This is a genomic window from Pseudoalteromonas sp. ECSMB14103, assembly GCF_000813065.1.
Lineage (GTDB): Bacteria > Pseudomonadota > Gammaproteobacteria > Enterobacterales > Alteromonadaceae > Pseudoalteromonas > Pseudoalteromonas marina.
This window is the reverse complement of the sequence record NZ_JWGY01000013.1, coordinates 61,531-81,538: the sequence shown is the minus strand read 5'-3', so window position 1 is coordinate 81,538 and position 20,008 is coordinate 61,531. Positions and strand designations below refer to the sequence as shown.

16 protein-coding genes are annotated in these 20,008 nt (G+C 41.5%); 4 read left to right on the top strand and 12 right to left on the bottom strand.

All coding sequences use genetic code 11. The features are described from left to right. Nucleotides 1–22: 22 nt before the first annotated feature. The 4 genes from RF53_RS17180 to RF53_RS17165 all read right to left on the bottom strand — a co-directional run bounded on the left by RF53_RS17180 (nucleotide 23) and on the right by RF53_RS17165 (nucleotide 4,275). Entirely contained in the window at nucleotides 23–2,902 is a 2,880-nt protein-coding gene (locus tag RF53_RS17180) for a TonB-dependent receptor (RefSeq protein WP_039038382.1), read from the bottom strand. Between the two features lie 156 nt (nucleotides 2,903–3,058). Then, the gene (locus RF53_RS17175; protein WP_039038381.1) at nucleotides 3,059–3,676 is read right to left on the bottom strand and encodes a LysE family translocator; all 618 of its coding nucleotides are present in this window, start codon (nucleotides 3,674–3,676) and stop codon (nucleotides 3,059–3,061) included. Next, on the bottom strand, nucleotides 3,677–3,859 hold the full coding sequence (locus RF53_RS17170; protein ID WP_006794217.1) for a hypothetical protein: 183 nt from the start codon (nucleotides 3,857–3,859) through the stop codon (nucleotides 3,677–3,679). Between the two features lie 17 nt (nucleotides 3,860–3,876). Continuing rightward, the gene (locus tag RF53_RS17165) at nucleotides 3,877–4,275 is read right to left on the bottom strand and encodes a DUF3224 domain-containing protein (protein ID WP_039038380.1); all 399 of its coding nucleotides are present in this window, start codon (nucleotides 4,273–4,275) and stop codon (nucleotides 3,877–3,879) included. Nucleotides 4,276–4,363: 88 nt separating this feature from the next. On the opposite strand from RF53_RS17165, the gene RF53_RS17160 reads away from it, so the two are divergent. Beyond that, nucleotides 4,364–6,142 carry an ABC transporter transmembrane domain-containing protein gene (locus tag RF53_RS17160; protein ID WP_006794215.1) on the top strand — a complete coding sequence of 593 codons (1,779 nt, stop codon included), beginning with the start codon at nucleotides 4,364–4,366 and terminating at the stop codon, nucleotides 6,140–6,142. A 35-nt stretch (nucleotides 6,143–6,177) separates the two neighbouring features. On the opposite strand, the gene RF53_RS17155 is transcribed toward RF53_RS17160, so the two are convergent. Continuing rightward, complete coding sequence (locus tag RF53_RS17155; protein ID WP_008129859.1) at nucleotides 6,178–6,810, bottom strand: OmpA family protein; 633 nt, start codon at nucleotides 6,808–6,810, stop codon at nucleotides 6,178–6,180. 178 nt (nucleotides 6,811–6,988) lie between these two features. Between RF53_RS17155 and chrA the strand changes: the two genes are divergently transcribed. Continuing rightward, on the top strand, nucleotides 6,989–8,143 hold the full coding sequence (gene chrA, locus RF53_RS17150) for a chromate efflux transporter (protein WP_039038379.1): 1,155 nt from the start codon (nucleotides 6,989–6,991) through the stop codon (nucleotides 8,141–8,143). Here the strand turns inward: chrA and RF53_RS17145 are convergent. From RF53_RS17145 to speA, 4 genes are read right to left on the bottom strand one after another with little or no spacing between them, the layout of a single operon-like run. Further along, complete coding sequence (locus RF53_RS17145; protein WP_039038378.1) at nucleotides 8,106–9,362, bottom strand: mechanosensitive ion channel family protein; 1,257 nt, start codon at nucleotides 9,360–9,362, stop codon at nucleotides 8,106–8,108. The two genes, chrA and RF53_RS17145, sit on opposite strands and share 38 nt — an antisense overlap. Beyond that, nucleotides 9,359–10,279 carry an acetyltransferase gene (locus RF53_RS17140; RefSeq protein ID WP_039038377.1) on the bottom strand — a complete coding sequence of 307 codons (921 nt, stop codon included), beginning with the start codon at nucleotides 10,277–10,279 and terminating at the stop codon, nucleotides 9,359–9,361. Before RF53_RS17140 ends, RF53_RS17145 begins: the two co-directional genes overlap by 4 nt. An 18-nt stretch (nucleotides 10,280–10,297) precedes the next feature. Beyond that, nucleotides 10,298–11,182 (bottom strand): acyltransferase, encoded by an 885-nt coding sequence (locus RF53_RS17135; protein WP_039038376.1) that lies wholly within the window; start codon nucleotides 11,180–11,182, stop codon nucleotides 10,298–10,300. 57 nt (nucleotides 11,183–11,239) lie between these two features. Continuing rightward, entirely contained in the window at nucleotides 11,240–13,120 is a 1,881-nt protein-coding gene (speA, locus tag RF53_RS17130) for a biosynthetic arginine decarboxylase (protein WP_039038375.1), read from the bottom strand. Nucleotides 13,121–13,317: 197 nt separating this feature from the next. Here speA and speE point away from each other — a divergent pair, with 197 nt between their 5' ends. Continuing rightward, entirely contained in the window at nucleotides 13,318–14,181 is an 864-nt protein-coding gene (gene speE, locus RF53_RS17125) for a polyamine aminopropyltransferase (protein WP_039038374.1), read from the top strand. 51 nt (nucleotides 14,182–14,232) lie between these two features. Here speE and RF53_RS17120 read toward each other — a convergent pair whose 3' ends face one another. From RF53_RS17120 to RF53_RS17110, 3 genes are all read right to left on the bottom strand, one after another. After that, on the bottom strand, nucleotides 14,233–15,834 hold the full coding sequence (locus RF53_RS17120; RefSeq protein WP_039038373.1) for a methyl-accepting chemotaxis protein: 1,602 nt from the start codon (nucleotides 15,832–15,834) through the stop codon (nucleotides 14,233–14,235). Between the two features lie 69 nt (nucleotides 15,835–15,903). Next, nucleotides 15,904–17,136, bottom strand: a complete 1,233-nt coding sequence (locus RF53_RS17115) for a hypothetical protein (protein ID WP_039038372.1) — start codon at nucleotides 17,134–17,136, stop codon at nucleotides 15,904–15,906. Then, entirely contained in the window at nucleotides 17,126–17,752 is a 627-nt protein-coding gene (locus RF53_RS17110; protein ID WP_039038402.1) for a methylamine utilization protein, read from the bottom strand. Before RF53_RS17110 ends, RF53_RS17115 begins: the two co-directional genes overlap by 11 nt. A 162-nt stretch (nucleotides 17,753–17,914) precedes the next feature. Here RF53_RS17110 and RF53_RS17105 point away from each other — a divergent pair, with 162 nt between their 5' ends. Next, nucleotides 17,915–19,951 carry a glycoside hydrolase family 97 protein gene (locus tag RF53_RS17105; RefSeq protein ID WP_039038371.1) on the top strand — a complete coding sequence of 679 codons (2,037 nt, stop codon included), beginning with the start codon at nucleotides 17,915–17,917 and terminating at the stop codon, nucleotides 19,949–19,951. Nucleotides 19,952–20,008 lie beyond the last annotated feature (57 nt).

Sequence of the window (20,008 nt, the reverse complement as noted above, 5' to 3'; positions counted from 1 at the left end):
TTTTAAACGCTCCGTTTGCTAATTAATGACTGTATGTAAAACCAAGATAAAACTGACGACCAAAGTACTGAGTAGTGCCTGTTCGCTGCTCTGAGCCAAAGTAACTTTGGGTTGGTTCATCGGTTAAGTTATTAACTTGCAAAAGCATGGTGAGTGAATCGCTAAAGCGATAAGACGTTTGAAAATCGATGACTGTTTCAGCATCAAAATTGACCACTTGTTCGTTAATGGCAACCTGCTCTGATACAAACTCATCGCGGTAACGTACATTAAGGCGGGTTTCAAAATCGTCTAAAGCATAAAATAACGTAGCATTAAGCACATTATTAGATAGCCCAGGTAAAGATTGAACGAGAGTATCGCCCCCTAAACTGGTGATCGATTCAATTTCACTCTCGGTGTATGAGTAACTTGCATTAGCGCCTAAGCCATTAAATGGCTCTGGTAAAAAGGTAAACACTTGCGTATAGGCAAGCTCTAGCCCTCTAATGTAGCCACCTTCGCCATTATTAACTGCTGTGGTGTAAATACCGTTTGTTGTAGCAACTTGCTCACCACTGACCGGATCTTCTATAGAATCAGGGACATTAAAGCCATTACCTTTAAAGTCGAAGTTCTCAATCGATAACGTTTCAACAAACGAGTCTATATTTTTATAAAATAACGCCGCAGCAACAGTGCCGTTACCTTCTTCAAAATAATATTCGTAAGATAAGTCGTACTGGTCAGCATAAAAGGGTTTTAAAAATGGGTTGTTATTACTTGAACCATTAATAACACCATCGTCACTTACGTTTGCGCTGGCATCGCCCGCTAAACGGTTAATTGGTGCACGCGACATGACTTTAGCCGCAGCAAAGCGTACAAGTGAATTGTCGTTAAGTTGCAGGTTTAAATTTAGCGAAGGCAGGTAATCTGTATATTTAGTGCCTAATACATTAGGCGCGTATAAGTCATTAACAATGCCGTTCTCATCAACAATATTTTGCGCACCTAAGCGCGCATCGCCTGCTACGTTTTCAAGTACGGTTGCTGATTGGTCGGTTTCGATACGGCGCACACCCACATTACCTGATAGGTCAAGGCCGGCAATTTGCGTGTTAATGTTTACCATCACGTACGCGGCTAGCACATCTTCAAACACCGAACCGCTTTGTAACACTGACCACGAATAGTTCGTTGTGTAACCTTGCGCGTCGTCTACGCCATCGGCGTTGCCCCATGTTTGAACGGGTTCTGGGGTGCCATCTGGAAACCACGCATTAAGTGCTTTATCTAAATCAATGGCTAAATACGATGGGAAATAACTAAAGTCGCCCTGCCAATCAACCACTGATGCCATATCGTCGGTTAAACGCAAAGGGGGCTGCGTTGTTGAAAATGCCCCGTCGTTACCGTACTCAAACACCGAGCGCTTTCGGCTGTATTCTCTATCTGAATAGCGTGCACCAAATTCTACTGAGCTAAAAATATCGCTTTCTAGCTCGTATTTAAAATCGAGTCTAAATGCCGTTACTTCATCTTCGGTTTGATCAGGGTAAATACCATATTTACTGACCATTACTCGGTCTATATCGCTAAAGGCGGCCGCCTGATTAAACCCAACGTCAGGTAAATTTAAGCCATTTAATTGATAGTTAATTGCAACGTTGTTATCAAATACCGGCGTTTCTGCATTGGCATCTTCAGCCACTAAGCTCCACAACAAACCGTTTCTAAAATTACTTTTTGCGCGAGAAAGCGCTACATCAGCATTAACATTTAGTCTATCGGTTACTTGCCAATCGGCATTAACGCCAAAGCTGTCTACTTCGTCAAAATCTTGGTTGTCGTCATTCACTATTTCAACACGGGTATAACTTTGTGAAGTACGATTAACCGCAGCACCAATTACAGCATTACCATCAAGTTGCGCATTTGCGTATGCTGCAGATGGGCCGCCTAATTTAACCCTAAAACCGCGGGCAAATGACTCTTTATCAAAGCGCGATAAAAACGCATCACCTTTTAATTTAAAATTATCTACCGGTGCCCACTCTATGGCAGCCAAATAGCCATTACGGGTTTCTTCACCCCCTAAATGCTGTAGCTCAAAGCCTTCGCTAATGTATTCACTTTCTGGGCTATCTATGGGGCCATTTGTGTCGTTTGGTACGCCATCAACATCTTTTCTATCGTTGTATGCAAGGCCAATAAACTGTGTTGCTACACTTGGCTGAAATAAACGCGCAAACCCCAGTGCTACACCTAATGTATCGTCTAAATATTTACCTTGATACGAAAAACTAATTCGGTCACCAAACTCAGTGGCATCCGATACCTCAGATGCACGGTCGTTATACATACCACGCACATTAGCTACAAATTTATGCGTTTGATCATTATTGAGTGGGCTGGCTGTTTCAAGCTCTACCGTACCTGCCACACCACCTTCTATAAGCGATGCCTTTGGCGATTTATATACTGCCGCAGAGCTAATTAATTCTGATGGGTATTGGTCAAACTCAATACTGCGGCTACCACTTGTAGATACCTGCTCACGACCGTTAAGTGTTGAAAATACAAAGCCGCCCGACAGCCCGCGTATATTAATTTGTGCAGCCTGCCCGCCAGTGCGCACAGCTGAAATACCCGGTAAACGAGTCAGTGCATCGGCCATTGAAATATCAGGTAATGCGCCTAGGTCATCAGCAGAAATTTGTTCTGACACCGTATCGCTAAATCGCTTTTGGTTAAGCGATTGAATTAAGCTGCGACTAAAGCCGCGCACTTCAATCACTTCTAAATCGGTTTGAACTTGAGCGGGTTTACTCGTCTCTTCAGGTGGTTCTTCAGTAGCTGCAATAGCACTATTGGCGGCAAATAATGCCAGCATGAGCGCATTTAATTTAAACTTTTGCATGTGTGTGCCTTTTGGTTATTGTTTTGTGTGGTGTGTCAGTGCAGTAAAAACACAACCAACAAATTGTAACCAAAAGGTGAATGTTTTGTGATGAATACGTATGCAGTATAGCCTGCTTAGGCTGTAGCTATTTTGAGCAATTTAGCTAGCAATAGCTTAAATACTCACTACCACCCTAATGGCTAAGGCAACAAATACAAAACCCAGTACTTTGTCTAACCATGGATTGTGTTTAGTAAACCCAAAACGGTTTTTAGAATACTCTGTTACGGCGGCAACAAGTAAGTACCAACCGGTATCAATCACAAATACAGTTAAACACATCACCATTGCAATGCTTAGGGTAAGATTTTCTGGATCAATAAACTGTGAAAACAAGGCTAAAAAGAAAATAGCAAGTTTGGGATTTAAAAAGGCAATGGCAAACCCATCTTGTAATGCTTTAATGCTACTCACTTCGCTATTTTGTATTTTAAGTTCATCATTGTTGGGTTTAGACAATAAAATTTTAATTCCTAGGTAAGCTAAATAGGCAGCGCCTAAATACACTAACACCTGATACACTGTAGGAAACTGCAGCATTAACGCACCCAAGCCAAGTAATGAGGCTCCCGCATATAGTCCCACTCCAATACCATGACTTAGCGCCGCTAGCATGCCATTTTTCATACTGCCGTTGAGCGAATGCTTTAATACAACCGCAAGGCTTGGACCCGGCGACATTGCGCCCATCATACAAATAGCCACTAGGCCTAACCACATAGAGAGTGTCATTTACAGCTCGTCAATTTCAATAAATAATGTATAACCATGCACTTGCCCATAAAAACCGGTTATTGGCACTGCGCTAATTACTTTCCAGCCATCTTGATTTAATTCCTGTATGCGATCATTCAACGCCGCTATATTTACCCCACCCATAAAGCGGGTCTTTCTAAATTCGATTACTTTTTGCATTTAAATCCCTGTGTATCTTATAACGTGTATTGAAAATCGTAGTAGTGTACACCGTTTTCAATGCGTATTTTCATACTACCGGCTAATCCTTCTAGCTCATCAGTGCCTGAGTCGGAAATTACATTTAAAATTAGGCTGTCTTGGCCTTTATCCATAGTGCCAAAATGCTGTAATACAAAGCTGCCTTTTTTGCCTTCAAGTTCGCCTATTACTTGCTCTATTGCTACATAACCAGCACTGCCTTGAACAGGTGTCATAGCGCTTAACATTTCGCCTTGGCTAGAAGCATTAAGCTTGCCTGTAAATGTTTTATCAATCGACATACGCCCTAAATTAATGCCGTTTTGTCCTTTGGCATAGCCATCTAGTGGGGTTAATGCCACCGTAAATTGGCCTGTTACTATGTTGCTTGTCATAACGATTCCTTATTGATGATTTTTAAAGCTATTGATTTTTAATCCAATGATGCCATATCTATACCTCAACTTATAAAAAGAATCCACTATGCCAAACAGTACCCCCGCAACCGAAAAAGCTGCCTTTAGCAGTTTATTGCCTATTTTTGCATTTATAAAACCCTATAAATGGATGGTTATAGCAGCCCTTGGCGCTTTATTAGTAACGGCTGGCGTTAATTTATCGTTAGGCCAAGGGGTTAAGTTTGTTATAGATCATGGCTTTATTGCGGGCTCTCAAGCGCAACTTCAACAAGCTGTATTGGTACTTATTGGTTTAATTAGCTTATTGGCTGTAGGCACCTTTAGCCGCTTTTATCTAATGTCGTGGATTGGCGAGCGAGTCAGTAACGATATTCGTAAAGCCGTGTTTAATCGCATTGTTACCTTGCACCCAAGCTACTTTGAAGAAAACCGCAGTGGCGAGCTTATGTCGCGTTTAACAACCGACACCACTTTACTGCAATCAATTATTGGCTCATCGTTTTCTATGGCGCTGCGTAGCGCGTTAATGCTGGTTGGCGGTTTAGTAATGTTATTAATTACCAACTTAAAGCTTACGCTCGTAGTGGTTGCGTGTGTGCCGCTGGTATTAGTGCCGATGATGGTATTTGGCAAAAAGGTGCGTAAACTTGCAAGCTCTAGTCAAGACGCCATTGCCGATATAAGCACCTATGCCGGCGAGATCATTCAAAATATTAAAGTGGTACAAAGCTATAGCCACGAAACACAAGAGCAACATGCTTTTGCACTTGAAACCGAAAAAGCCTTTAACGTTGCCAAAAGCCGCATTAAACAGCGCTCGTTTTTAATTGCCGCTGTAATATTTTTAACCTTTAGTGCCATTAGCGCAATGCTTTGGGTTGGCGGCAGTGATGTACTGGCAGGCACTATGACCGGGGGTGAACTGGGTGCGTTTGTGTTTTACGCTATTATGGTGGCAATGTCGGTGGCAACGGTTGCTGAAGTGTACGGTGAACTACAAAGAGCGGCAGGTGCAGCTGCCCGTTTACTTGAATTACTGGCCGTTAAAAGTGAAATTGAAAATCCTGAAAACCCGCAAGACGCTCAGCTACAAAATAACGCAAGTTTACCTGCAATCTCGCTTGAAAATATCAGCTTTAATTATCCGTCTCGCCCGGATGTCAGTGCACTTAACAAAATAAGCTTAAGCATTTCGCAAGGTCAAACAGTCGCTATTGTTGGCCCATCTGGCGCAGGTAAAACAACCTTATTTGAGCTACTACAGCGCTTTTACGACCCAGCTAGTGGCGCAATAAAATTTCACGATATTGATATTAAGTCGCTCTCTTTAAACACTCTGCGCGACAAAATGGGCATGGTGGCACAAAACCCTATTTTATTTAGCTCAGATGTAATGCATAACATTCGTTACGGCAATCCAAACGCCACTGATGAACAAGTATACGCTGCTGCAAAACATGCTCATGCCGATGAATTTATTAAACAATTACCACAAGGGTACAACAGCTTTTTAGGCGAGCAAGGCGTTAGGTTATCCGGTGGGCAAAAGCAGCGTATTGTACTTGCTAGGGCTATTTTAAAAGACCCAGAAATACTCCTTCTTGATGAAGCAACCAGCGCACTCGATGCGCAAAGCGAGCACCATGTTCAAGCCGCGCTTGAGCACTTAATGCAAAATAGAACCACGCTTATAATTGCGCATAGGCTAGCAACAGTTATCCACGCAGATATGATTGTAGTCATGGAAAATGGAGAAATTATTGCAACGGGCACTCACCAAGAATTAGTAGCAAGCAACCCGTTGTATCAAAAGCTGTGTGAATTACAGTTTAATAAAGACTAGGGTCTTAACAGATTGAAATTCGCACAGGCTAGGCGTTAACCCTCTGTGTTTGGCACTATTTGAATTTCTACACGGCGGTTTTGAGCACGGCCATTTGCAGTATCGTTAGTGGCAATTGGGCGTGTTTCACCAAAGCCGCTAGTGCTAATACGTGCTGCCATAATATCTTGGTTAGCTAAGTAAGCCTTTACACTTTGAGCACGTTCGCGCGATAAGTTCATGTTGTAGCTATCTTGCCCTGTGCTATCTGTATGCCCTTCTACGCTTAGGTAGGTTTTCTCATACTTGTTCATAACTTTAGCAATGGCGTTTAGGGTATCGTTAAACCCTGTTGAAATGTATGATTGGTCGGTTGCAAACGTAATATTAGAGGGCATAACCAAGCGCAAGTTATCGCCTTCACGTACCACCTCAACACCCGAGCCGGCTAATTCATCACGAAACGCTTCTTCTTGCTTATCCATGTAGTCACCTACAGCAGCACCAGCTAATGCGCCAATAGCAGCACCAATAAATATACGCTTGTCTTTGTGGTTACCTGTTGCTTTACCCAACACGCCACCAGCAGCTGCACCAATTGCCGCGCCTTTGCCGGTGTTATTCATTTCGCAACCTGAAAGTAATACGGCTACCACTGTAACGCTTAAAAGTGATTTTGATAATGTCATGATGATGTCCTATTCATTTAGAATTTAGCAACAGTATGTAATTACCTGTATGAACAAACTATGAAGTGCGTAACAATCACCTTATAATTTTGTTATTAACCCTAAAAAATTGAGTTTTAATAAATATGTCATCTTCCTTTGTGACAATTTAATGAAATCAAAAAAGGATACAAGCGCAATGCTAGTTGCTATTTTTAGACAGTTTTTTTTACTTGGCTGCATGAGCTTTGGTGGCCCAGCGGCACACTTAGGCTATTTTAAGCGCCACTTTGTAGATACACTAAATTGGATCACCAACACACGCTACGCGCAATTAATTAGTTTAAGCCAAGCGTTGCCGGGACCTGGTTCGAGCCAAGTGAGCTTTGCTATTGGCGTTGAACGCGCAGGGATATTAGGTGGTATTACCGCATTTGTTGGTTTTACGCTGCCATCTTTTTTAATTATGGTGATACTGGCCATTAGTGCACACCAATTTGATGCCGTTTACTATGCGATTATTGCAGGTTTGAAACTATTTGCCGTGGTCATCGTAGCTGATGCCACACTGTCTATGGCTAAAAGCTTTTGCACAAGTGCGGTACTTAAGTTACTTGCACTGTTTAGCACCTTAGCGCTTGTTCTACTGCCCGTGTTAAGCACGCAAATTGCAGTTTTAGTTATTGCTGCAACTATTGGTGCTATATGGCCTTTATTAAAATTAGGCGAGGCAAATCAAAATACGAATACCGAAACAAAAAGTAATATTAACTGGGTTGCTTTGAGCTTATTTGCATTATTACTGGCTATTAGCTTTGCCCCGCTTGGAAAAGAATTTGCATTATTTGCGCCTTTTTACCAAGCAGGCGCTATGGTGTTTGGTGGTGGGCACGTTGTATTACCCGTACTGCAAGCTGGTGTACCTGCGCTGAGTGATGACCAATTTTTAAGTGCTTATGCCAGCGCTCAAGCAATCCCTGGCCCTATGTTTACTATTGCTACTTATTTAGGTGCACAACTTAATACTGCGCAGCCTTTATTTGGCGCACTGGTTGCTACGTTATTAATTTTTGCACCCGGCTTTTTATTGATGTTAGCATTTCAAAAAAGCTGGCTTAACTTGGCTAATAAACCGCGTTTTGCTAGTTCAATTGCCGCACTTAATGCCGCCGTTGTGGGCTTTTTGGCCGCAGCTTTATACTCACCTATTTGGACATCGGCAGTGCACAGCTGGTTACATATTGGGTTAGTTGTTGTAGCTTTTGCATGGCTACGACTTAAAAAGCCACCTATTTGGTGGCTATTAATATTATTTATTAGTGTGGGTCTTGCACAGCATTATTGGGCACTTTAATACTGGGCTTTTCAGTTTGCCCTGCATTGGTTGGTGGGCTTAACTGCCCACTCACACTTTGATAAGCGCGCAATCCAAAAATAGGCAGCACGGCAAGTAAGTGATCCATTATTTCGGCTTGCAAATGTTCGTAAGAAATCCAGCGCTTATCTTCACTAAAGCAGTAAAACTCAATAGGTAAACCGTGGTTTAAAGGTTGAAGCTCCCGCACCATTAAAGTAAGCGAAGAGTTTATTTTACTATGCTGCTTTAAATACCCTTCGGCATAACGACGAAACAGCCCTAAATTAGACATAGGCTCTGGCAATGCCGATACACGAATATACTCGTGCAGCGGAATAGCGGCGTCTATTTGCGCTCTAAACTCGTCGTTTACTAGGCAAATGCTGTTCATATCAATATTGAGTGAGCGCTTAATACGCCTTCCACCCGACTCCTGCATACCACGCCAGTTTTTAAACGAACCTGCCACCAGCATGTACGTAGGAATAGTCGTAATAGTGTTATCCCAGTTACGTACTTTTACCGTATTTAAGCCTAAGTCTATTACCTCACCATCGGCGCCATAATTATCAACTTGTATCCAATCACCATAAGTAACTAATCGGTTAGCCGCAATTTGTATACTGGCAACAAACCCTAAAATCGTATCTTTAAATACTAATAAAGTGACGGCGGCAATCGCACCAAAACCCGAAAGAATATACGTCGGTGATTTTTCAAGCACAATACTAACAATTAAAATGCCACAAACAATAAAGGTAATTAGCTTTACAACTTGCACAAGGCCCTGAATGGGGACTTCTCGAGCAAAGTCTAATTGGTTATAAATAGCAGCCGCAAGACTTACAATACTGCTAATAATAAAACCGGTATAAATAATTAATAAGGCTTGCCCTATGGTTTTAAGTATTTCAGCCGCTAACTCACCAACCGGATATACACTATCGAAGGTGGCTAAAAACAACACACAACACAGTAGCCCAGCAATACGCTTATTAAGCTTAGTTAACATTGGAGAAAGCGCGCCAATACGCTCAGGCGATAACTTAGTAACCACCTTTTGAATACCTGGCAACATAAGCCTGCGAGTAAATAAATACACAACAAGTAACGAACAAATGCCAATGGCGGTAGCCGTTAGTGCACTAAAAAAAGCAGCGTCGGGGACGTTTTCAAACCAAGGGGCAATTAGCTCTTGTATATGGGTGTTGGTCATAGTGTTTTGGCTTCCTTACTAATTTGTGCATCTGGCATAGCTTGCTGAGCATAAATACCTGCCAATTGCTTATCTTTTGCAACCCATAAGTCGTTCACATATTGTTGAAAGTTAGCTTTGAACGCTTCATCTGTTTGGTAACTACCTAACATAGTATCGGTAATAGCCATTACATTAATTGATACGTGAATAGAGTCTAGCTCACCTTTTAATAAGTTGCGGCACACATGATCTGACTTACCGCTATAGACCAAACTTGTATTTAACATAGCATCAAACTGGGTTCCAAGTACCTCAAGTGCAAATGCAATTCCACCTGCTTTTGGTTTTAGTAAGTGCTTAAACGGGCTTTGCTGTTGTGCATGTTTAGCGGGTGTATAACGCGTTCCTTCAACAAAGTTGATAATAGTTGTTGGATGGTTACGAAAGTTACGACAGCTGTTTTTAGTGCGCTCTATGTCTAACCCTTTAAGCTTTGGGTTTTTAGCTATTTGCGCTTTGCTTACACGTTTCATAAATGGCATTCCCATCGCCCACGCACCTGTGCCAATAAATGGCACATACTTTAAGTCATCTTTCAAAAAAAACTTAGGAGCGGGTAACGCATGCATAGAACTAAGCACCGTAATATCTAACCAACTCATATGGTTACAAATTAGTAAGTACCAACTTTTTGAGTTTAAATCACCTTTTACATCAATTTTAATATCTGGGCAACCTAGCCATAAACCTAACCGATTACCGTTACACCATCCCCGATAAGCGCTATGTAATAAACGATTAACAGCATGAATAGGCAGTAATAGTTTCACTAATCCCAAAAGTAATACCAACACGCCAAAAATTATAAGGTTAGTAAATAATACGCAGCCTACAATTAGGCCATTTAGCCAATTTGGTAACCATTTTTTTAGCATAACTGTAAGCTCACCGTGTTATTTTGTACTTGTTGGGGCGTCAAGTGATTGCAACGTTTGTTCTTTTTCTTCCCATAAACGATTTAACTCGCTTTGAAAACGAACTCTAAATTCAGAATCACCCGTGTAATCACCAATTAACTCATCACTTACCGGCATGACATCCACGTGTATATTAATATTCTTTACTTTTCCGCCAGCAAAATCCATAAACGTAGGAATACCGTCAGGGTAATGCAAGGTAACATTCACTACTTGAGAAATTTGCTCACCCATTGCTTGCATAACAAAGGCAATACCACCGGCTTTTGGTTTTAATAAATGCGGAAATGGGCTTTGCTGTTTTGCATGTTTACTTTGTGTAAAGCGCGTACCTTCAACAAAGTTAACTACCGTTACAGGCATTTCTTTAAATTTTTCGCAGGCTTTACGTGTTGTTTCTAAGTCTTTGCCACGTAATTTAGGGTTCTTTTTAAGCTGACTTTTGCTCGTGCGCGTCATAAATGGAAAGTCGAGCGCCCACCAACATAAGCCCAAAATAGGCACATAAATAAGCTCTTTCTTTAAAAAGAAATTTAAAAACGGAATTTTACGATTAAATACGCGCTGTAATACTAAAATGTCTACCCAGCTTTGATGATTGGCAATCACCAAATACCAATCTTTTAGTTTAAGAGAATCCAAGCCCGTCACGTTAAGTTTTGTTGGTGTAAACAGCCGCTGGTTTAAGGTATTAAACGACACCCAAATAGTGGCGCACTGTTTGGCAATCCAGCTCAATAACTTTTGTAATGGTTTAATAGGAATAAGCTTTAATAAGCCACAAATAAAAATAGGTATAAACCAAAAAAGTGTGTTTAATGCATAAAAAATAAGACTAAAAACACTACGAATAACTGACATTACTTCTATTCCTTTAACGGTGCGCAGCATTAAACACTGCGCATTTATACTTAAAAATTAATCTTCAAAATAGGTATAACCTTCAAGGCCCGCATTGAGCTCGGCTAAATAACCCGCTTTACACTGCTCTGAGGCATCTAGTTTATTAATTTGATAAGCAAAATTTTCGGCTAAAATAGCGCTATCGTAATCAACAAACTTTAATACATCCTTAACGCTATCACCTTTTATGGCATTGGTTAATACATAGCCGTCGTCGTTTAGCTCAACATGCACTGAATCGGTATCGCCAAATAGGTTATGTAAATCGCCTAAAATCTCTTGATACGCGCCCACCATAAACATAGCAAGGTGGTATTGTTCGCCATGCTTATATTCAGGAATTGGCAAGCTGGTTTCAATACCTGCACCTTCAACGTATTCGCGTATTTGCCCATCCGAGTCACAAGTAATATCTTGAATAATGGCGCGCTGAGTAAGCGGTTGCGTTAAGTTTTCGATAGGCATAACCGGAAACAACTGCTGTATACCCCACACATCTGGTAACGACTGAAACAGTGAAAAATTAACAAATAGTTTATCGGCTAACTTTTCATTTAAATCGTCGAGTACTTCTCGGTGTGCGCGGGCGTTATTGCTAAGCGACGCACGCACGCGATGCAAAATAGTAAAGTAAAGCTGCTCTATTTTCGCCCACTCTAGCATGCTTACTAAACCGTGTACGTACTGATCGTGTGCTTCGCTAAATAAGTGCATCGCATCGTGATAAATTTCGAGCGCCATACGCGGATTCAAACGCTGTAAACATTGCCACATTTCATCAAGCACTAACACGCTGTTTTCAAGCGGTGGCTCAGGGTTTAAATGATTAGGTGCTTTTTCAACGTCAATCACATCGGTAATGAGTACCGCATGATGGGCTGTTAAAGCGCGGCCTGACTCGGTAATAATAGCTGGATGGGTTAAATCGTGTTGGTCGCACACTTCCGCAAACGCATTGACTACGTTGCGGGCGTACTCTTCCACTGTGTAGTTCATTGAGCACGCACTGCGAGAGCCCGACCCTTCATAATCAACGCCTAAACCGCCACCTACATCAACCGTATTCAGTGGTACGCCTAGTTGCGTTAACTCTGCAAAGTGACGCGCACACTCACGAAGTGCGCGGTGTATATCACGAATATTGGCAATTTGAGAGCCAATATGAAAATGCACCATTTGCATTAAGTGTAATTTATTGTGTTTTTTAAGTACTTCTACTGCGCTTAATACTTGCCCTGCAGTTAAACCAAACTTACCTTTTTCGCCACCGGTATTTTGCCACTTACCTTTACCCACCGAATTTAAGCGTATGCGAATACCAATTGCAGGCTCTATGCCTAAGTTATCTATTTCTTCAAGTAAGGTGGTTAGCTCTGATAGCTTTTCGACCACTATTTTTACGCTGTGCCCCATGGCCTGACCAATGCACGCTAAACGTAAAAATTCGCTGTCTTTGTAGCCGTTACATACAATGGTAATTGGCTCTTTTGCCACACCTAAAATAGCCATTAGCTCAGGTTTTGAACCCGCTTCAAGACCAACTAAACCACTTGGGTGCGCCAATAACTTACTCACCACAGAGCGCTGCTGATTTACTTTAATAGGATAAACACAGGTGTATTTACCATTATATTCGCGGTTACTGCGCGCTTTGGTAAAAGCATTAGTAAGCGTATCTACACGATTTTTTAAAATGTCGGTAAAGCGCACTAAAACAGGCAGTGTTAGCCCTTGCTGTTTAAATTGCTCTGTTAAGTCTGTTAAAGAGATTGCGGCTTTACTTTGATCGCCGTCGGGGTAGGCAACCAATTCGCCTTGTGCATTAATATCAAAATAGCCATCACTCCAATGAGCAACATTATAAGTAGCACGTGCTGTTTCTAAACCCCAGATCATGGCAACTCTTCTTTAGTCAATTAGGTATAAAGGCGCATTTTAATACGTCGCTATCTCCTAGGCTAACAAAAATTGAACTTTCACTCACTCCTCACTAACTTTATTCGCTAAATCAGTTAAAATGTCATTGAGCAAACCGCCAAGCACTGGCAGAATTGCCCTTTTTTTACCTTAACCTAAAAAGTGTATCAGCAACTATGGCAAACTTAGATCAAAGTAAGTGGTTTACTGAAATTAGCGACCGCGACGGCAGCGCATTTTCATTACGCATTAACAAAAAGTTAGATGAAAAACAGTCTCCTTTTCAAAAAGTAGAAATGTTCGAAACCACAGACTTTGGTAATTTAATGATCATCGACGGTTGTACTATGGTATCAACCCGCGAAAACTTTTTTTATCATGAAATGATCAGCCATCCTGCACTTTTGGCACACCCAAATCCTAAAAATGTGGTTATTATTGGCGGCGGCGACTGCGGCACGTTACGTGAAGTATTAAAACACCCTGGCGTAGAAAGCGTAACGCAAATTGATATAGACGAAGTAGTCACACAAATGTCGTTAAAATACTTCCCAGAGCTGTGCGAATCTAATAACGATGCACGCGCTACAGTTATGTTTGACGATGGCATTAAGTACATGCGCGAAGTGGCTGGCGAGTCTATCGACGTTGTTATTGTTGATGGTACTGACCCAGTAGGTCCAGGTGAAGGTCTATTTAACCATGCATTTTACACTAGCTGTTTAAACGCACTTCGCCCTGGCGGTATTTTAGTACAGCAAAGTGAATCGCCACTTATGCATATGCCACTATTGGTTGAAATGCGTGAAGCGATGTTAAGCGTTGGTTTTAACGATTTACAAACATTGCCATTTCCACAGCCTATTTACCCAAGTGGTTTATGGTCGGTAACACTTGCTCGTAAGTCTGAAGCATTTAATGGTTTTAGAGAAGACGGCGCAGCACACGTTGCAACGCAAAGTGAATACTACAACAGTGGTATTCACCATGGGGCTTTAGCAACACCTAACTTTATGAAACGCGCGTTTGATAAAAAATAATCAGTGTTAATATTCTAAAAAGGGAGCTCTACACGCTCCCTTTTTGTTACGTTAAACCTTAAACCGGTTAACTAATCGATTAAGCTCGTCTGTTAACTGCTCCATTTTATTTGATACATCTTGCGTTGTGCGCGCAAGCGACCCACCCTCTAAGGTTTGATCGTTAAGTGATGATAAGTTATGGCTTATTTCATCAGAAACCGTTGTTTGCTCTTCGGTAGCTTGCGCAGTTTGCATAGCCATATCGTTTACTTTAGTAGATGAACTTTGCATAGCATTGAGTATATCGTTAGTTTGCGAAAACGACTCCACAGCATCATCTGCAAATTGCTTACTCTCACCTATAGCATTAATCGACTGCGATACACTCGATGCAAACAACTCAATCATTTGTTGAATATCGTTGGTACTATCTTGTGTGCGCGTAGCGAGCGTCCTTACTTCGTCAGCCACAACCGCAAAGCCTCGTCCGTATTCGCCAGCACGTGCCGCCTCTATTGCTGCATTAAGTGCTAATAAGTTTGTTTGTTCTGCTATGGCACGAATCACCTCAAGGACTTTGGCGATGTTGTCAGAACTTTGTTGCAGCTCCGTAGAGCGCGCCATAGCTTGCTCCATGTTGCTAGAAAGAGAGGTAATTCGCGAACTAGAATTAGCCACCGCACTAAGCCCTTGTTGCGCTAGTTTTAACGAATTATCGGCTTCGCTTGATGACTGCTGTGCAACCCCTGCAACCTCTTTGCTAGCAGTGCTCATTTCATGTACTGCGCTTACAATAGATTCCGACGCTTGCCCCAAGGCTTGGTTTACACTGTTATTTTGGGTGGCCACTTTGCTAAGCTCAACACCTAAACCATTTAACTCCTTAGATTGCTCTAATATATCGCGTATTAATTGCTGTAAATTATCTAAAAAAGTATTAAATTCGGTGGCTAAGTCAGAAAACTCATCTTTAGACGTTACTTGTATTCGGCCAGTTAAATCGCCATCTCCTGAGGCAATATCACTAATACGCTTAGTTACATAATTAATTTGGCGAGTAAGTTGTTTAGGTACACTGTAACTAAACCAACTCGCTGCAATTAAAATAATAGTAACCACTGTCAGCATCATCATTTTTGTTGAAATGATATTGGATGAAAGCGTGATGATTTCTTGCTCCGAGGTTTTTTCAGCCAGCTCACCGGCTTTATCAAGCCTAATCCTTAAAGTGGCAAATGCTTGCTCTGAATTCGTTTGTTTAGCTTGGCTATTTTTATCATCCATGTAGCTTTTTGACGCTGCAAGCCAAGCATTAAAGTCGTTTTCAAAGCCATTTAGCTCTTTAGCTATACTGGGGTAATCTTTCATTAAAGATAAATACTGATTAATTTTATCAGTAACTTGCATTGCATTTTCTTCGTGCTCTGCCTGGTACTTTTCTGTATTTTTTGAATGAGTTACTAAATTTAATTCGGCCACTTTAGCTTGGTATAGGTCGCGGTCTGCGTTTAAAGCAAGAGACAGCGCCTTAATAAACTTTTCAGACTGCACATCAAGTGCATTTTTTTGTAAGGTTATTAAGTAGGTATACCCCACAATTAACGAGAGTATGGCAAGTCCTAATACAACAATAGGAAACGACACTTTAACGCGAATACTATGCAAATTCATTTTATCACCCTGCAAGGCCCTAAACGCCTCTTACAAATTAAACCTAAAATTGCAGTAGGTTGATAAAACCTAAAACTTCCATTGCGTGTTAATCATTACTTGCTGCTGCGAAGCTCGCTGCTGCAGCCCCATTGCAGCTCTATTGTCTACAAAACTTTTTAGTGCTGAGCCTTCAATACCAATTTGACCATGTTTGCTAAGCGCGTAACGCCAAGAGGCTGTTACCCCTTCGCCATTGCTTGCATTTGGGTCAAATACCGTCGTGTCGTTATCGGTTACTTTAAAGTAATCGTACCGCAACGATACTCTATGCTTACCTTCTTTATGGCTTAGCATTAAATAATGGCTATAAAAGTCGTTATCTATTAATTTGCTATGCCCCATTTCGGTTTTACCGCTTAGTACCTGTGTTATAAAACGCGTTTTATTATTAAATTTATATAACCATGCAGCACTGGTAAAACGTGTATTCCATGCATATTGTCCTGAGCTAATGTTCAGTTTAGTTGGATCGCCATTATTGTCGTAATAATAAACTCTAAATTGTGATTGTTTTAAATAATCCCAGTGAACACCAAGGTAATAACCAAAGCGCCCATCAACTTCTTCAAATGGTAAAACCTGATTTGCCTGCCAACGCAATGCATATTCGCTAAGTGCTGCAACGGGTGCAAACCTAATACCTTCGTTAAATGTAGTTTGCCTGTCGTGCATGGCAAAGCCACGCCAAGATAGTAACGTGCCTGTAGGGTCGTTACCTTTAAATGTTGCACCCACTAAACTAAAACTATGCGGGCTATTAAAACGTTTAGCGGGGCGTTTTATTGTTACCTCTGCGCCAACGGTTCTAAGCTCTTCACCAATCCAACTATTAATTGCTGAATTGGTATAGTTGTAAGGAGATGTCCAGCCAATATCTGGGTTCTCTAACGACATTAGCGGATAAAACCCACCCACTCGTACATGCCACTTATAAGCGCTACTAGTTAATGGTTTATATGTAAAATAGGCTTGTGTTAAGCCTAAACCTACATCAGGGTCCTGATTAACGTTTAACACCCCATGAGCAGACCAACTTGTTGCTAAATCGGCGCGCACGTCAATAATACCTTGCGATAATAAAACGCTATCGTTTTTAGCATCGTGTCGGTATAAGCCGGTGCCTCCGTCTTGAAAACTTTTTAGCGCATCACCTTGAACTGCACGCACTTGTAGCAGCCCCTTAACCTGTGCACTGATTGACGCGCTAAATAAAAGCACACCACTAACAACCGCATATTTGAGCATGTGGTTAATAATCATCAAATTCATCCGTAGCAAAATCAAACTGCTCAGTTATCGCTTGTTTAATTTTATATATAAATGGAGCTTGCCCTATGGTGACTTTTTTAGACTCAACATGGCTTATATCGCCAAACCCTGAATGCCAAACATTAAGTGTGTACTCACCTGGCTCTACGGTTAAATTTACATGTCCGCTGTTATCGGTAATATCAAAAATAGGGCTATCAACAACCACAATATAACCAAGCATCCAGTCATGAATGTTACATCCCAACTCAACAACACCGGTTTGATCAAACACTAATGGCGCCTTGGGTTGTTCCTTATATAACTTTAATTCAAACGTTTTTGCCTCAGAAAACGAATACACATGATGCAAAATTGAATCGGCGTTTGGAAATTCCACTTTTGCATTTTGTGGTACAACTAAAATGCGCGGCGTAAACTCCCTATCTTTTTGCACCATAGAATAAAGCGTATCTACTTGGCTGGATTGACTAGAAAGCACCTCAGAAGTCAGCCACACCACGGCATTAGCCATAGGCTCGTTTTTATTATTGTTAACAGTGATAGAAACCGCTTTTGCCTGCCAAGTTAATAACATGACAATAATTAACGTTAAATATTTGAACATCATCTTACTATTCTTATTTTTCAAATTATTTACAGTATAGACCTATTAGGTGACTTATTTCTTTCTATTTTATTGATAAATGAATACGTATGTAGATATTCGTATTTGTTAACAACAGCCTTTATTCTGATAAGTCACACTGACACAGTAAGGATCTCTTAAATGAGAACATCAGCACTTTTGCTTTTCGCTTTTTCGGGCAGCTGTTTTGCACAAACAGCCACATTACAATCGCCCAACGGCAATATTAAAATAACTATTTCTGACGAATTAACGACCCCAAGCTATTCAATCGACTTTAAAAACAAACCGGTTATTAATAGCTCCGCGCTTGGTTTTAAATTTAAACAACAAGCCCCCTTTAGCGAAGGTTTTAAAATAACCCACACACAACAAAACACACAAAACACCCAGTGGCAACAACCCTGGGGCGAGCGACAAACCGTTACCGACAATCATAACGAAGTTGCTGTTACATTTAAAAAACCACAAGGCGGCGTATTTACCGTTAAATTTAGAGCGTTTAACAACGGTATAGGGTTTAGGTACGAAATACCTAAACAACCCGGTTTTGAAAATATAGAAATCACAAAAGAACTTACCGAATTTGCCATTGCCGACAGCCAAAGTGCAACAGCGTGGTGGATCCCAGCCCGAGGCTGGAACCGTTACGAATATGTTTATAACACCACCCCAGTTAACGACGCTCCCTTAGTACACACCCCTTTTACATTTAAAAATAAAGAGGGCGTACACGTTAGCATTCACGAAGCAGCCCTTGTCGATTATGCAGGTATGACCCTTAACCAGCGTCGACCAGGTGTTTTTCAAGCCGATTTAACACCGTGGTCTGACGGCATTGCAGTAAAAAAGCAAGGCGCATTTAATACACCTTGGCGTACTATTCAAATAGGCAGCAAAGCGGTCGACCTGATTAACTCCGATATTATTTTAAACCTTAATGAGCCAAACAAATTAGGTGATGTTTCGTGGGTAAAACCGGGTAAATACGTCGGTATTTGGTGGGGTATGCACATAAATACGCAAACATGGGGAAGTGGTGAAAAACACGGTGCTACAACTCAAACAACCAAATACTACATGGACTTTGCCGCAGAATATGGCTTTGACGGCGTGCTAGTAGAAGGATGGAACATAGGCTGGGATGGCGACTGGTTTTTTAATGGCGATGTGTTTAGCTTTACACAACCCTACGACGACTTTGATATTGAGGAGCTTACCCGCTACGGTAAGCAAAAAGGGGTGCAGTTAATTGGCCACCACGAAACCTCAGGCAACGTAACTAACTATCGCAATCAAATGAAAGATGCCTTTGCCCTTTACGAAAAGTCAAACGTAAGCCAAGTTAAAACGGGCTATGTGGCCGATGGCGGAAACATAAAACGCATAGATGAAAACGGCATTGCCCGCCATGAGTGGCACGATGGCCAATTTATGGTTAACGAATACCTTTATAACGTAAAGCTCGCTGCTAAACATAAAATTAGTATTAACACTCACGAACCTATAAAAGACACTGGCCTGCGCCGTACCTACCCCAACTGGATTGCGCGCGAAGGCGCACGTGGGCAAGAGTTTAATGCATGGGGCACACCGCCTAACCCGCCAGAGCATATCCCTATGCTTGCGTTTACCCGTATGCTGGCAGGGCCAATGGACTTTACTCCCGGTATATTTGATATGGGCTTTAATGGCTTAGGCGATGATACAAACCGCCCACAAACAACGCTTGTCAAGCAACTTGCACTTTATGTTGTGCTGTATAGCCCGATTCAAATGGCTGCCGACCTACCTAAAAACTACTTAGCTAAACCTGATGCTTTTCAGTTTATTCAAGATGTACCAACCGATTGGCAGCAGAGTATTGCGCTTGATGGCGAGGTGGGCGACTTTATTGTATTCGCTCGTAAAGAACGAAAACGCGATAAATACTCAGGAAACGATTGGTACTTAGGTGCAGTGACTGACGAAAAAGCCCGCACCATTGAGGTAAAACTCGACTTTTTAGAAAAGGGTAAAAAGTTTGAAGCGCACATATACCAAGACGGCAAAAACGCCGAATGGAAAAACAGGCCGTATGATTTAGATATCGAAAAGCGCGTAGTTAGTGCAAACGATAAGCTAACTTTAAAACTAGCAACAAGCGGCGGCACTGCCATCCGCTTTAAAGCACTTTAGGCTTCACGGTTATATCAGTTTTACAGATATTTAAGCGTTACAAATAGCAAACTCTGC

Excerpts from the sequence above, each read along its gene's own strand:
- chrA (WP_039038379.1), top strand. The coding sequence starts at position 6,989 with ATGCTAGTTGCTATTTTTAGACAGTTTTTTTTACTTGGCTGCATGAGC.
- RF53_RS17175 (WP_039038381.1), bottom strand. The coding sequence starts at position 3,676 with ATGACACTCTCTATGTGGTTAGGCCTAGTGGCTATTTGTATGATGGGC.
- speA (WP_039038375.1), bottom strand. The coding sequence starts at position 13,120 with ATGATCTGGGGTTTAGAAACAGCACGTGCTACTTATAATGTTGCTCAT.
- RF53_RS17155 (WP_008129859.1), bottom strand. The coding sequence starts at position 6,810 with ATGACATTATCAAAATCACTTTTAAGCGTTACAGTGGTAGCCGTATTA.
- RF53_RS17110 (WP_039038402.1), bottom strand. The coding sequence starts at position 17,752 with ATGTTCAAATATTTAACGTTAATTATTGTCATGTTATTAACTTGGCAG.
- speE (WP_039038374.1), top strand. The coding sequence starts at position 13,318 with ATGGCAAACTTAGATCAAAGTAAGTGGTTTACTGAAATTAGCGACCGC.
- RF53_RS17105 (WP_039038371.1), top strand. The coding sequence starts at position 17,915 with ATGAGAACATCAGCACTTTTGCTTTTCGCTTTTTCGGGCAGCTGTTTT.
- RF53_RS17135 (WP_039038376.1), bottom strand. The coding sequence starts at position 11,182 with ATGTCAGTTATTCGTAGTGTTTTTAGTCTTATTTTTTATGCATTAAAC.
- RF53_RS17170 (WP_006794217.1), bottom strand. The coding sequence starts at position 3,859 with ATGCAAAAAGTAATCGAATTTAGAAAGACCCGCTTTATGGGTGGGGTA.
- RF53_RS17165 (WP_039038380.1), bottom strand. The coding sequence starts at position 4,275 with ATGACAAGCAACATAGTAACAGGCCAATTTACGGTGGCATTAACCCCA.
- RF53_RS17120 (WP_039038373.1), bottom strand. The coding sequence starts at position 15,834 with ATGAATTTGCATAGTATTCGCGTTAAAGTGTCGTTTCCTATTGTTGTA.
- RF53_RS17140 (WP_039038377.1), bottom strand. The coding sequence starts at position 10,279 with ATGCTAAAAAAATGGTTACCAAATTGGCTAAATGGCCTAATTGTAGGC.
- RF53_RS17115 (WP_039038372.1), bottom strand. The coding sequence starts at position 17,136 with ATGATTATTAACCACATGCTCAAATATGCGGTTGTTAGTGGTGTGCTT.
- RF53_RS17145 (WP_039038378.1), bottom strand. The coding sequence starts at position 9,362 with ATGACCAACACCCATATACAAGAGCTAATTGCCCCTTGGTTTGAAAAC.
- RF53_RS17160 (WP_006794215.1), top strand. The coding sequence starts at position 4,364 with ATGCCAAACAGTACCCCCGCAACCGAAAAAGCTGCCTTTAGCAGTTTA.
- RF53_RS17180 (WP_039038382.1), bottom strand. The coding sequence starts at position 2,902 with ATGCAAAAGTTTAAATTAAATGCGCTCATGCTGGCATTATTTGCCGCC.